12 protein-coding genes are annotated in these 13021 nt (G+C 47.9%); 11 read left to right on the top strand and 1 reads right to left on the bottom strand.

The window, feature by feature from the left end:
• Nucleotides 1–395: 395 nt before the first annotated feature.
• Nucleotides 396–1598: an NnrS family protein gene (locus MY523_RS18650; RefSeq protein WP_250656184.1), complete on the bottom strand. Its 1203-nt coding sequence runs from the start codon at nucleotides 1596–1598 to the stop codon at nucleotides 396–398.
• Nucleotides 1599–2068: 470 nt separating this feature from the next.
• Here MY523_RS18650 and MY523_RS18645 point away from each other — a divergent pair, with 470 nt between their 5' ends.
• From MY523_RS18645 to MY523_RS18595, 11 genes are all read left to right on the top strand, one after another.
• Nucleotides 2069–3622, top strand: a complete 1554-nt coding sequence (locus tag MY523_RS18645) for an ABC transporter substrate-binding protein (RefSeq protein ID WP_250656183.1) — start codon at nucleotides 2069–2071, stop codon at nucleotides 3620–3622.
• Nucleotides 3623–3830: 208 nt separating this feature from the next.
• On the top strand, nucleotides 3831–4811 hold the full coding sequence (locus MY523_RS18640) for an ABC transporter permease (RefSeq protein ID WP_250656182.1): 981 nt from the start codon (nucleotides 3831–3833) through the stop codon (nucleotides 4809–4811).
• Between the two features lie 3 nt (nucleotides 4812–4814).
• A complete protein-coding gene (locus MY523_RS18635) occupies nucleotides 4815–5852 on the top strand; it encodes an ABC transporter permease (protein WP_250656181.1) in 1038 nt (345 codons plus the stop codon).
• Nucleotides 5853–5855: 3 nt separating this feature from the next.
• On the top strand, nucleotides 5856–6884 hold the full coding sequence (locus MY523_RS18630) for an ABC transporter ATP-binding protein (protein WP_250656180.1): 1029 nt from the start codon (nucleotides 5856–5858) through the stop codon (nucleotides 6882–6884).
• Nucleotides 6874–7890, top strand: a complete 1017-nt coding sequence (locus tag MY523_RS18625; RefSeq protein WP_250656179.1) for an ABC transporter ATP-binding protein — start codon at nucleotides 6874–6876, stop codon at nucleotides 7888–7890. The genes MY523_RS18630 and MY523_RS18625 overlap by 11 nt, the downstream gene beginning before the upstream one ends.
• Nucleotides 7891–7993: 103 nt before the next feature.
• Nucleotides 7994–8950: a LysR family transcriptional regulator gene (locus MY523_RS18620; RefSeq protein WP_250656178.1), complete on the top strand. Its 957-nt coding sequence runs from the start codon at nucleotides 7994–7996 to the stop codon at nucleotides 8948–8950.
• 50 nt (nucleotides 8951–9000) lie between these two features.
• The gene (locus tag MY523_RS18615) at nucleotides 9001–10419 is read left to right on the top strand and encodes an amidase (protein ID WP_250656177.1); all 1419 of its coding nucleotides are present in this window, start codon (nucleotides 9001–9003) and stop codon (nucleotides 10417–10419) included.
• A gap of 155 nt (nucleotides 10420–10574) precedes the next feature.
• Nucleotides 10575–11582 (top strand): MBL fold metallo-hydrolase, encoded by a 1008-nt coding sequence (locus MY523_RS18610; RefSeq protein ID WP_250656176.1) that lies wholly within the window; start codon nucleotides 10575–10577, stop codon nucleotides 11580–11582.
• A 257-nt stretch (nucleotides 11583–11839) separates the two neighbouring features.
• On the top strand, nucleotides 11840–12133 hold the full coding sequence (locus tag MY523_RS18605) for a hypothetical protein (RefSeq protein WP_250656175.1): 294 nt from the start codon (nucleotides 11840–11842) through the stop codon (nucleotides 12131–12133).
• 124 nt (nucleotides 12134–12257) lie between these two features.
• Nucleotides 12258–12497 carry a TIGR02647 family protein gene (locus MY523_RS18600; protein ID WP_250656174.1) on the top strand — a complete coding sequence of 80 codons (240 nt, stop codon included), beginning with the start codon at nucleotides 12258–12260 and terminating at the stop codon, nucleotides 12495–12497.
• A 51-nt stretch (nucleotides 12498–12548) separates the two neighbouring features.
• Nucleotides 12549–12956 carry a hypothetical protein gene (locus tag MY523_RS18595; protein ID WP_250656173.1) on the top strand — a complete coding sequence of 136 codons (408 nt, stop codon included), beginning with the start codon at nucleotides 12549–12551 and terminating at the stop codon, nucleotides 12954–12956.
• Nucleotides 12957–13021 lie beyond the last annotated feature (65 nt).

The following is a 13021-nucleotide window of genomic DNA, read 5'->3' as shown; positions in this document are numbered from 1 at the left end:
AATTAAGAATTGAGCCTAGTATGTAACTATAGTGCAAGACTACCTTAGTAAAAGGCCGTTTTTTCAGAAGATAACGATAGTTGAAATAAGTAGCCGTAACTGAAGTTATATATTACAGCTCCCCAAACGCAAAAAACCGGCATCAGCCGGTTTTTAAGACTAAACCAATATAGTGTGCGGACCATATTGTTTCAGTGTTTAAATGTTACTTTTTATCTTGACCCTTTTCTTTATCTTTTTCGGTGCCTTTTTGCTCACTGCTTTCGCCACCGCATCCGCCACAACAACTCATAGACTCTTCCTCTTAATTGACTTACTCGTGATTGACCAACTGTTTGTTAATATCCGCTAATAATAACGGGCAGCTTATAATCTGTACTTGATCAATATCAGCTCTAGCCTGGGCGGCCATCAGCCCTGGTTGTAACCAGCATTGGCCCATAATAACGCAGGTAAATACTGTATGCGGCGACCCAGAGAACGGCCGCAGCGACAATTCCCCAATTGGCAAGCGGTGGAACCAGCCAAGGCAGCAACACGCGCACCACTGCCGCAGTCAAAATAAGAATATAACCCAGTGTCATTAACTTTGGCGGCTGTAGTTTACGCCCGGTATGCCCAAGCGTAACCCTCGATATCATGGCTAGAATCATGCCTCCCATTGCACCAACAGTCAGGCAGTGCAGTGCAATACTGATATTCCCAAGCCAACCCATGCTATACAAAAACAGTGCAATCATCCCTACCGGCACAAACAGATACGAGAAGTGAAGCGACCATAACAACGGGGTGCTAAGCGTGTGCGCAATACCCCAGCGCATAAAGCGCCAACCATTCGATACCGCCGCTAAAAGACTTAGTACTGCGAGCAAAGGCTGAGGAACGACTGAAAAACCAACAAAACCAATAACCACCAACGCAATGATGCTGCCAATGCTCAACCCGTCGAGCCAACCAATATTCGGAAGCCGGGTATAACTTGATGCATTGGCAGTAAAGAAAGGGATCACCCTGCCGCCAATAATCGAAACAACTAAGGCAATCAGCAAAATGGCACCATGCAGCGAGTGAAGCGCCGTCAGCGCGTTGTCTGTCAGCACGCCCCAGTGACTAACACCATTCAATATCATCAATACCAGCAAAATCGGTACGAACATCAAGTTGCGCCACTGCTTCACCTTCAATACGGGATAAGCCATAGCCATTGCGCTCAGCAACAAAAAACTAAGGTCAACAACGGCCACAAGCCAGCCCGGAAGTGAGCCGCCAAAGGCTATAAAGAGTCTCCCCAACAGCCAGGCCAGCGCCAGCACTGCGAGCTTGTTGCCCTTCAAGCCGGGAACTCCCGTCCAACTCTGTACAGCGGTTAACAGGAAACCAACCACAATCGCTGCACCAAAACCAAACAGCATTTCATGGCCATGCCACCAAACCGGCCCACCGTAGGGTTGCCAGTCAAACGGGGCAACCCAAAAATAGGCCCACCAGCAGAGTGCAATAATAGAAAACAGCGTACCGCCTAAAAACAGAGGCCTGAACGCCAAACGCAAAATAGGGGGGATAGCCATAGCGGCATTCATATTATCTACATTAGACATCGTTACTTAAGTCCGTGTTATCGAGTGGCTTCTAGTATTGAAAACATCACTCTGGCCTTGAGAAAAGCTCATAGAGAGCTTTGCACGACGTTATGAGCGAATCAAAGACAAGGCAAAACATGACGAAAAAGCGCAGTTTATGGTCTATAAATGAGCATTTTGAGTCATTTTTTAACGCTGTATTTGTAAGCGCAGTAGTCGTGCAGAACTCTCTCATAAAAGATCAGGCCATTCTGCACCATGGATTAAGTTTATTAAATGGGATAGATCAAGCCCACGATATTTTTTGATTAACCTATTCAACAAATAAAATAAGGTTATGCATATCCTCTATGAGCCATCTCAGAATTTCGATTGGTGATCACTATGACTTTCGCTAGGCTAATAATGGTTTGTCTCAACCGACTATCTTCGTCATGGAAAAAGGAACGCCTAAATCCAGACGACCCATAATTATAAAGGTAAAAACTATGAAAAAGACCATCTCACTCCTGGCGGGGATAGCACTTGCTTCCGGGGTCGCTACATCCCAGGCTGCTACGCTAAAAATGGCTTATGACGCAGACCCGGTTTCCATGGATCCTCATGAGCAGCTATCAGGGGGGACACTTCAGCTCTCCCATATGATATTTGACCCGCTTGTGAGATGGACTAAAGATTTTAGTTTTGAGCCTCGTCTGGCTGAAAAGTGGGAGCGCATTGATGACCTGACCGTGCGCTTTCACCTTCGCAAAGGCATCAAATTCCATAGTGGCAACACCATGACTGCTGCTGATGTGGTTTGGACATTTGACCGTTTGAGAGAGTCGCCAGACTTCAAGGCTGTTTTTTCGCCATTTAAAGAGGCCAAAGCGGTTGATGAATATACCGTTGACTTGGTAACCAACGAACCTTTTCCACTGGTACTGAACAACGCAACCTATTTGTTTCCGATGGACAGCAAGTTCTATTCAGGCACCGACGAAAACGGTAACCCCAAGGGCGCGGTGGTTAAGCATGGTAACTCATTTGCGTCTCGCAACATCTCTGGCACCGGCCCCTATAAAGTGACCTACCGCGAGCAGGGTGTAAAAGTCGAATTCACTCGGGATAGCAATTACTGGGACAAACAAAGCAAAGGCAATGTCGATAAAATCGTATTAACACCGATTAAAGAAGCCCCCACTCGCGTCGCAGCGCTTCTTTCAAATGATGTAGATTTTATTGCTCCCGTTCCGCCAACAGACTTAAAACGCATCGACAAAGCACCGAATGCGAATCTGGTCACTATGAGCGGCACCCGTATTATCACCCTGCAAATGAATCAGGAGCGCCGTAAAGAGTTTAAGAACCCAAAGGTTCGCCAGGCCATTGTCCATGCGGTTAATCAGGTAGGCATCGCCAAGAAAATAATGAAAGGATTCGCCACACCAGCCGCGCAATTCAGCCCCAAAGGCTACTTGGGACACAACCCTGACTTAAAGCCGCGCTATGATCTGAAAAAAGCGAAGCAACTGATGAAAGAAGCGGGTTATGAAAACGGCTTTACCATCACCATGATGGCACCGAATAACCGCTATGTGAACGATGAGAAAATCGCACAAGCGGTGACCTCCATGCTGGCTAAAATCAAAATTAAAGTCGACTTAAAAACAATGCCTAAAGCACAGTACTGGCCTGAGTTTGATGCCCGATCAGCAGACATTATGATGATTGGGTGGCACGCCGATACGGAAGACTCGAATAATTTCTTTGAGTTCTTGTCGACCTGTCCAGACACCAAAACCGGCGCTGGACAATACAATAGCGGTAATTACTGTAACCCTGAAGTCGATAAGTTAGTCGCAGCAGCAAACACAGAGACCAACTCAGAAAAGCGCGCCAAAATTATGCAGAATATTGAGAAGATCATCTATGACGATGCCGGGTTTATTCCCCTGCACTGGCAAGACCTTGCTTGGGCGGCCAGGAAAGGTGTTGATATCGAGCCGATTCTTAATGTTATGGATTTCCCATATTTGGGCGACTTGGTGATAAAAGAGTAACCAATTGATCAATGTCGGTTCATACGGCTCGGTCGGGCTGTATGATCCGCCAGACTAGTACGATTTTCAGATTAAAACCTGTACCGGGTGCATCAACGCACCCAACAGAATCAAGGGCTGGCTTGGTATTCATTCGCATATAATCATGAGATGAACCAGCAGACCCTGTTGTTGAAGCCATATTTCTCGCTTAGCGATGACGGTGCCTATGCTTGCATTTCTCATACGAAGGCTATTCCAAGCCTTTATCGTAATGTTCATTATCAGTCTTATCAGCTTTTCAATTCAGGACAATCTCGGCGACCCACTCCGTGAAATGCTCGGTCAATCGGTATCACAAGCCGAGCGAGAAGCACTGCGTGACGAAATGGGCCTGAATGACCCATTCCTGACTCAGTATTTCCGATTTGCCGGGAAAGCGATTCAGGGAGACCTCGGCACCTCCTACTTTTTCAAAGAGCCCGCACTTGAGGTTATTTTGAAAAAGCTACCCGCAACCCTGGAGCTGGTATTCGGAGCCACACTTATTATTGTACTGTTTTCGGTGCCGCTTGGGATTTACGCCGCGATTAAACCGGAAAGCTGGTTTTCAAAATTCATCATGGGGCTCAGTATCGTCGGCATTTCGATTCCGGTATTCCTCACCGCTATTGGATTGATATATGTTTTCTCGATCGAACTCGGATGGATGCCCTCTTTTGGTCGAGGTGAAACTGTTAACCTGTTTGGTTTCTGGGACACCGGTTTTTTAACCGAAGACGGCTTGGTTCATCTGGTTCTTCCCTGTATATCACTTGCATCGATTATGATGCCGTTGTTTATCCGCCTGATCAGAGCCGAAATGATGGAAGTGCTGCAGTCGGAATATGTTAAATATGCCTGGGCCAAGGGCATTCCCCCTTATCGCATTTACTTTGTTCATGCGTTTAAAAACACCATGCTTCCCGTCATTACTGTCGGAGGCGTCCAGATTGGCACCATGGTCGCGTACACCATACTGACCGAAACAGTCTTTCAATGGCCGGGGATGGGGTTTCTCTTCCTCGAAGCCATCAACCGGGTTGATACCCCGCTTATTGTTGCCTACCTGATTGTGGTTGGCGCTATTTTTGTGATCACCAATACGCTGGTCGATCTGATTTACGGAATGGTTAATCCAACGGTTAAACTTGCGAGCGGGAAGGGGTAATCAATGACTCAAGTAAACGGTTCACCTCAAAACGGCTCATCTCAGAACGGCTCACCTCAGAATGGTGCACAGCAAACGCACTCGCAGCAGGTTCCAGGTAGCAGTCTTGTGCCAGAACATAGGCCAAGTGCATTGGAGCGCTTCCGAGACTCGCATTTTTGGCACAGTTTTAAGCGCGACAAAGTTGCCTCAATAAGTTTCGCCGTGTTTGTAATGCTGCTTATCATCAGTTTTGCCGCCCCGCTTATTGCGCCTTTCGACCCTTATGACCAGACTCAGATCGACATTATGGATTCTGAACGGCCTCCTTCGTGGGAAGAAGAGGGGGATGAACGTTTTATGCTGGGCACCGATGCACAGGGTCGAGACCTGTTCAGCACCATTCTTTACGGAACCCGTATATCGTTGACGATCGGAATCTGTGCCGTGCTACTACAGGCATTTCTGGGCATTATTGTCGGCCTGTCAGCAGGCTATTTTGGCGGCAGAATTGACAGTTTTCTGATGCGTCTTGCGGATATACAGCTCTCATTTTCGACCATGATGGTGGCGATCATTGTACTGGCCATATTTCAGGCCGCCTTCGGTACTGAGCTATATCAACAGCTCGCGCTGTTTATGCTGATTATGGTGATCGGCATCGCCGAGTGGCCCCAATATGCACGAACTATCAGGGCGTCGGTGTTGGCTGAGCGCAAGAAAGAGTACATTGATGCTGCCCGAGTGATCGGTTTTGGTTCACCTCGTATCATGTTTAAGCATATTCTTCCAAACACGCTCTCTCCCATTCTGGTGATCTCAACGGTGCAAATTGCCAACGCCATCATATCTGAGGCGGCACTTTCGTTTTTGGGTTTGGGCATGCCCGTCTCCAAACCATCGCTGGGGTCACTCATCTCAAGTGGTTTCGAATATATATTCTCAGGTGCCTGGTGGATCACCGTTATTCCCGGCATTGTGCTTATTGTTTTGGTACTGGTTGTTAACCTGCTGGGTGACTGGATGCGTGATGTACTTAACCCAAAACTATACAAGGGGTAAAACATGTCTCTGTTAGATGTTAAAAACCTCGAAGTAAAGTTTGAGCTTAGAAAGGGCGCAGTAACAGCGCTTCGAGATGTATCGTTCAGCCTAAATAGAGGCGAGCGAGTGGGTATTGTAGGTGAATCTGGTGCTGGGAAATCAGTCGCCGCCTTTTCGATTCTGAACCTGATCAGCCGTCCGGGCAAAATTACCGGCGGCGAGATACTGTTTGACGGCCAGGATCTGTCGAAATTATCCGATAAGGCATTAAGAACGATTCGCGGCAACCGAATCAGTATGATCTTTCAAGACCCGATGATGACACTGAATCCGGTGCTGACGGTGGGTGAGCAGATGATTGAGTGTTTGCGCACTCACACTAAAATGTCGAAAGCAGAAGCAAAGCGCATCGCACTTGAAAAGCTCAAGCTTGTGCATATCCCCTCGCCGGAAAAGCGCCTTGATCAGTACCCCCATGAACTGTCCGGGGGCATGAAACAACGGATTATCATTGCAACAGCACTGCTCCTGAGCCCCGATATTATCATTGCCGATGAACCCACCACCGCCCTGGATGTGACCATTCAGGCCGAGATCATGGATCTGCTGCAAGAGCTGTGCAAAAGCCAAAACCTGGCACTGATTCTAATTACCCACGACCTGGGTGTGGTATCACAGGTTACTGAACGAACCATCGTGATGTACGCCGGCAGGATCATCGAAATGGGGCCAACCAAAGAGATCATCAATGATGCTCAACACCCCTATACCCAAGGGCTAATCAATGCACTGCCGCAGCAAGCGGTACCAGGCGGTCGGCTTAGTCAGATTCCTGGCAATATGCCGTCACTTGAGAACACACCGAGCGGCTGCGCCTTTCACCCACGTTGCAGTTATGCCACAGAGCGATGCCGGACAGAACTACCTGGCTATAGCCCCTCGGGTGGTTGTTCGGTCGCCTGTCACCTGATTGATGAACTGAATAAATCGACCGATACACGTAACGATGAGCTGGCAGAAAAAGAAGGCGGATTAAACAATGAGCAGTGAAAACGCATTAGTCGATATCAAAAATGTAGAAATGCGCTTCCCTCTCTCTGGAGGCTTTCTTGATCAGATTAAATTTCGCGGAGGAAAATTCGTACGCGAGCAGGAGTTTGTCCACGCCATCAATAACGTATCGCTATCCGTCGAAAAAGGCGAAGCGCTCTGCGTGGTAGGCGAATCCGGCTGCGGTAAGTCAACCGTCGCACGCACGGTGATGGGGCTGCTTTCGCCCTCAGCAGGCCAGATCTGCTATCAGGGTCAACGCATTGATAACCTGCCCAACAAGGCACTGATGCCATATCGACAGAAGATGCAGATGATCTTTCAGAACCCCTATGCATCGCTTAACCCCAGAATGACGATCAGCCAGACACTGGCCGAACCCGTCAAGTTTCATAACCCCACCCTAAGCGCGCAGGATATCGAAAACAAGGTAGCTGACGTCATGTTCTCGGTGGGGATCGACCCTAGCTGGGGAGTGCGCTACCCCCATGAGTTTTCCGGCGGTCAGCGACAGCGCATCAGCATCGCCCGTGCGCTTGCTGTCGACCCTGAATTTATCGTCGCTGACGAGCCTATTTCGGCACTTGATGTATCGATCCAGGCTCAGGTGTTAAACCTGATGATGGAAGCGCAGGAACAACGTAACTTAACCTACCTGTTTATTACTCATGACCTCTCGGTGGTACAGCACTTCGGCACCCGTGTTGCCGTCATGTACTTGGGAACCCTGTGCGAACTCACCACGACGGAACAACTGTTTAACAACCCTCAACATCCATATACCCTGGCGCTGCTCAGCGCCATTCCAAGGTTGGAAGACAATAAACCCAGCCATATTAAGCTAACTGGCGAAGTACCTACTCCGGTAAACCTGCCCACTGGCTGTGTCTTCCATGGTCGCTGTCAGCATGCAACTGATCGGTGCCGTCAGGAAATACCGAAGTTGATTGCCACGGACGCCGGGCATCAGGTGGCATGCCACGCAATTGAAGAAGGGCGTTTATAGAACGTTACCCGGATTTCAATCATAATAGGCTAAACTATGGTATCAACGTCATAATTTAGCCTCCCTTCAATAGGGATATGCAGAGCAGGAATATAGGTATTTAGTGGAAATCCGCTGGTTAGAGGACTTCATAGCTTTGGCGCGCACGCAGCACTTTTCACGTGCGGCGGATGAGCAGAATGTCACCCAGCCCACCTTCAGCAGACGTATCAAAATGCTGGAGGAGGAGATGGGGGTCACGCTTGTTGATCGCAACACACTGCCACTCTCCCTCACTCCCGCAGGCAGGGACTTTCTGCAAAGCGCCCGTCAAATCACCCAGATTCTTAAAGAAACCAAAGTTCGCTGTAATGACATTCACAGCCAAGAGCAGAATCGACTTAGTTTTGCGACCAGCCAAACGCTCTATTTGAATTTCTATAAGGCATGGCTGAAACCGTTCTGTGACGATGCAGGCATTGATATTGAACTTAACCTTAACTCAACGGCCTGGAACAGCAGCCAGTTCATCAATGCCCTCATGCAGAACCAGTGCGACCTCATGCTCTGTTATTGGCACCCCGCTATCGAGCCCATTGCCACCAAAGGCGATAACCGTCACCGCTATATCACCGTTGCACACGAAAAGCTCATCCCTTGCTCTGCCGCCATCGATTCAAACACCGCAAAATATAACTTGCCGGGCTCCAGCCGAAAGCCCATCCCCTATATTGATTACCATGAGGATTCATTACTGCGACCAGTGATTCAATCATTCCTGCAGGAGAAGCAACCCACGGCACACCTGCAAACAGTGAACCGGAATTTTCATTCTGTCAGCGTAAAAGCCATGGTTAAAGAAGGCTTTGGCGTCGGCTGGTTGCCTTCACGGCTGGTTGACGATAGTCTGAAATACGGCAAGATGGCGCGTGCTGGAACTGGCGAGTGGGATATTCCTGTTGAAGTCAGGCTCTACTCGCTCGAAAATAACCCAAACCCCAATCTCGAACGTTTTTGGGGCGCTTTAATTGAATTTTTAGATCAGCAGCAGGCCCGTAAAAAAACCGCATCAGTTAACTAAAAACAGACTTTAGCGAGCAGATAACTATTCTTTTAATACAGTGAGTTAATGTGACTAATAACAAAAACACCTTTCACGCATTTTGCGATGACGCGTTAGCCGATCATGATGCGGTAGAGATCGCTCGTTTGATAAAATCAAAAACACTCAGCGCCAGAGAGGTCACCGAAGCGGCCATCGCACGCGCGCACAAGGTCGAGCCAAATATAAACGCCATTGCGACCGACTGTTTTGATAACGCGCTAATGACATCGAACACCCTGAAAAGTGGTTTTTTTGCCGGTGTTCCTACGTTTATCAAAGATAACAGGCCGCTTAAAGGGCTACCGACACAGCATGGTTCTGATGCCGTTCGCGCCAAACCTGATAAAAAGCACGACCCCTACACGCGCCAGTATATTGAGCAAGGATTCACTGTGCTGGGTAAAAGCACCCTGCCGGAGTTTGGCTTCAACGCCACAACGGAGCCCGAGCACAGCGCGCCAACCCGCAACCCCTGGAATATCGAATACTCCACCGGCGCCTCATCAGGAGGCGCAGCGGCGTTAGTAGCCGCCGGTGTAGTCCCTGTCGCACACGCCAATGACGGCGGAGGGTCAATCCGAATCCCCGCTGCCTGCTGCGGTCTGGTCGGGTTAAAACCGAGTAGAGGACGACATGTCGACTCGGTTCAAGCCAAACTACTGCCTATAAACATCATTAGTGAAGGTATTGTCAGCCGAACAGTGCGAGATACCGCCTACTTTCATGCCGAAGCAGAGAAGTACTACCGCAACAATCGACTACCTGAAATTGGACTGGTCGAAGGCGCCGCAGACAAGCGGTTAAAAGTCGGGGTTATTACTCACTCTATCACCGGCCACGACACCGACCCGCAAACCCTCAGGACGCTTCAGGAGACCTCTGCGCTACTCAGCAACTTGGGACATTATGTTGAAGAGATGCCAATGTTAGTCCCAAACTCATTTATAGAAGATTTCAGCTTGTATTGGTCGATGCTGGCATTTATGACTCAGAAAACGGGCAAGCTCGTCATTGATCGTAGCTTTAAGCCTGATAGGCTAGATGCGCTAAGTGTCGGGTTAGCAGGCTTATACAAGAAGAATTATCACAAAACGCCCTGGTTCCTATATCGACTGAGGAAGACACAAAACGATTACGCTAGAGCATTCTCCCATTATGATGTTATTTTAACCCCTGTCTTGGCACACACGACGCCAAAACTGGGGCATATTAGCCCTGACATCCCGTTTGAAGAGCTGTTTAATCGGCTAATGCAATATGTTAGCTTTACTCCTTGGGCAAATACCTCAGGTGGGCCGGCACTGTCACTGCCAATGGGACAAACCGAAAATAACTTGCCTATTTCGGTTCAGCTTATGGCGGGGTTAGGGCGTGAAAGAACGCTATTGGAAGTCGCTTATGAAATTGAACAAGCAAAACCCTGGCGAAAAATTCATCAGCCATGATTGCTGCCAGTGAACGATTATTTAGCATGTAATAAAACACAAGTAGCCTGAGCACTAAGGAATTTAAATCTAAACCTAAAAAGTAGCAAAGATTAGTTCTGGCAATAACGGAGTTTATTTAAGGGCACCAAAAGGCGCAATTCAAGGATGGGGTTATGATACGCAGGATTTTCTCGTTACTATTAATTATCAGTGGGTTAGCCATCATCATGATGGCCTCTGCCTTTTATATACTGAATACCAAAGACCCTCTGATCGGGTTTGAGCAATACCGGTTAACACCGGATCCGCCTGACAACCCCGACCATCTCACCGCGACGTTTATCGGCACTTCAACGCTGCTTTTTTCAGACGGAAGCAACGCTATCATGATCGATGGGTTCTTTACGCGCCCCGATATCAAATCACTATTATGGGGGTCAATTCAGTCAGATCTTCCGTTAATAAAATCAAGCCTCGCGCGCCTGAAAGTCGACAAACTGGAAAGCATTATGGTGGTGCACTCACACCATGATCACGCAATGGATGCGCCAGAAGTGGCCAAGCTGACAAATGCCGTGGTATTCGGCTCAGAGTCAACCGCCAACATCGCACGAGGGAAAGGCCTGCCAGAAGCAAAAATCGAAGTGGTAGATAACAATAGAACGCTGCAGTTCGGCCAGTTCAATGTAACCATGATCAAATCAAAGCATTCACCTGTCCCATCGGTGATGGCCAAAGTGACAGGTATCGGAGAAAATATTGTCCAGCCCCTTCCGGCACAACCCCGCTTAACAGACTTTAAAGAGGGTGGCAGCTATGTGGTCCATATTGCGCACCCTCTCGGGAACATTCTAGTTCAAGCCAGCAGTGGTTATGTCGATGATCTGCTCACCCCTTATCAGGCCGATGTTATTTTTCTGGGTATTGCAGGCCTCAGCAAGCAGTCTAATGAGTTTAAGCAGACTTATTTTAACGAAACCATTGATGCCGTTGGTGCCAAAATAGTCGTTCCTATCCATTGGGATAACTTTATGCTGCCAATAAACAAAGCGCTGCTTCCCCCTCATCCGCTGGTTGATAATATCTCTGAGACACTGGCGTCACTCTCCAGTCATACCCAAAAAAACGGCGATCAGCAGGTGATGATAATGCAAGCCTGGGAATCAGTTGAGCTATACTAGAGCACGCCAACCACTGCTGAAAGCAACACAAGTCTCATCTAACAAACCTCTTTAATACTCCCTTTGATATTGCAGCTTTCGATATGCCACTACGTTAGCGAAACAAACTCAACGTCTGATAATTTCAGCCGAAACGTACTAATAACCTAACCCTCTATTCAACAGCACTGATAAGATATTTATTCTTACGCCTGTTTATACTGTAGCGGCAATATAGAATATAGCCTTGTCCATGACAGCAACATCAAACCTAACAAATGCCAGAAGCCGACAATATGCAGTCAGACCCTCAAAAATTACTAAAGAAGAACCAGAATTTAACCCGCTCAGAAATGCAAAAAGTCGTTTCCCATGTGCAGCGCGACGAGGATGACTGGGTGATCAACACCGTAATGATCGAAGGTTGCGATGTCCCCTTTAAATTTAAGCGCAAAGAACATTACAAGAACCTTAAAGGCGCACGCGTAAACCTGACCTATTATCCAAGTAGCGAGAACGTAGCCGGAATTCCTTTTGAAGTCATGAATGTTGTCAGAATTAAAATCGCGTAAAAGTCATGATCCCTATCCGTCTTTTTGTTTTTTGCTCTAGACTGTTGATATAAAACAATTCAAATCACCCCAACAGGCCGTAGAGTGAGGCCTGTCAAATACCAATAAGAAACCGGAGAATTTTATGCCATTCAAGCCTGATCTAGTCGATGAACTAAACGTGTTAATTAAATTTAAAGACAGTACGCAAGAAGGGATAAAAGTTCATAAAACGGCTTCACCATCATTGATAGAGGCCACTCAGAGGCTATTTGACAAAGGAATGATCACACAGAAAGACGGTGGCTACCTGACCCCACGAGGTTTGGTAACGGTAGAACACGCGCACACCCTCCATGGGCTGCTTTCATCCACCCCTGAGTGACTGGTTTTTATATTCAACAAAGCTACTATATTCAACAGAGCTACAAGACACATGCTAAAAAACAGTGTAAACCCGCTAAACCTGGCAGGGCAGTTAACGATAGCCGGGCGCTTTAAAAATCTGACGCTCTTCTGCCTGGCAATAACCGTCTCTTTACTAACCGCTTGCAGTGGCCACCCAGGTGCAGGCAAGTGGGTCGCCGTTAACAGCAATGACGTACCTTATACACGCATTAGCGTTGACTTTGATGGTAAAGCAGCGATTTATCCGGCTGACCAGCAATCACCCACTCTAAATTGTTACTGGCAGGCATCAAGCGCCGAAACAATAGATATTCAGTGTGGTAGCTCAGACCAGGAAGAGGGCACGCTGCTGTACACCCTTGAAGTCAGCGGACAAAACCTCGCCATACTGAAATATGAAGACACCGTTGTGGGCCAGTTTAACAGGCTTCCTTAGCAAGCGCCCTTACCACGGTTATATCAACCGCATAGTTCAGGCGATTGCCCAAGGTCTAGGCGGTT

Origin of the sequence: Alkalimarinus coralli, from assembly GCF_023650515.1 — a bacterium.
In the GTDB taxonomy this organism is placed as follows: Bacteria; Pseudomonadota; Gammaproteobacteria; order Pseudomonadales; family Oleiphilaceae; genus Alkalimarinus; species Alkalimarinus coralli.
This window is presented reverse-complemented; position numbering and strand designations above follow the sequence as displayed.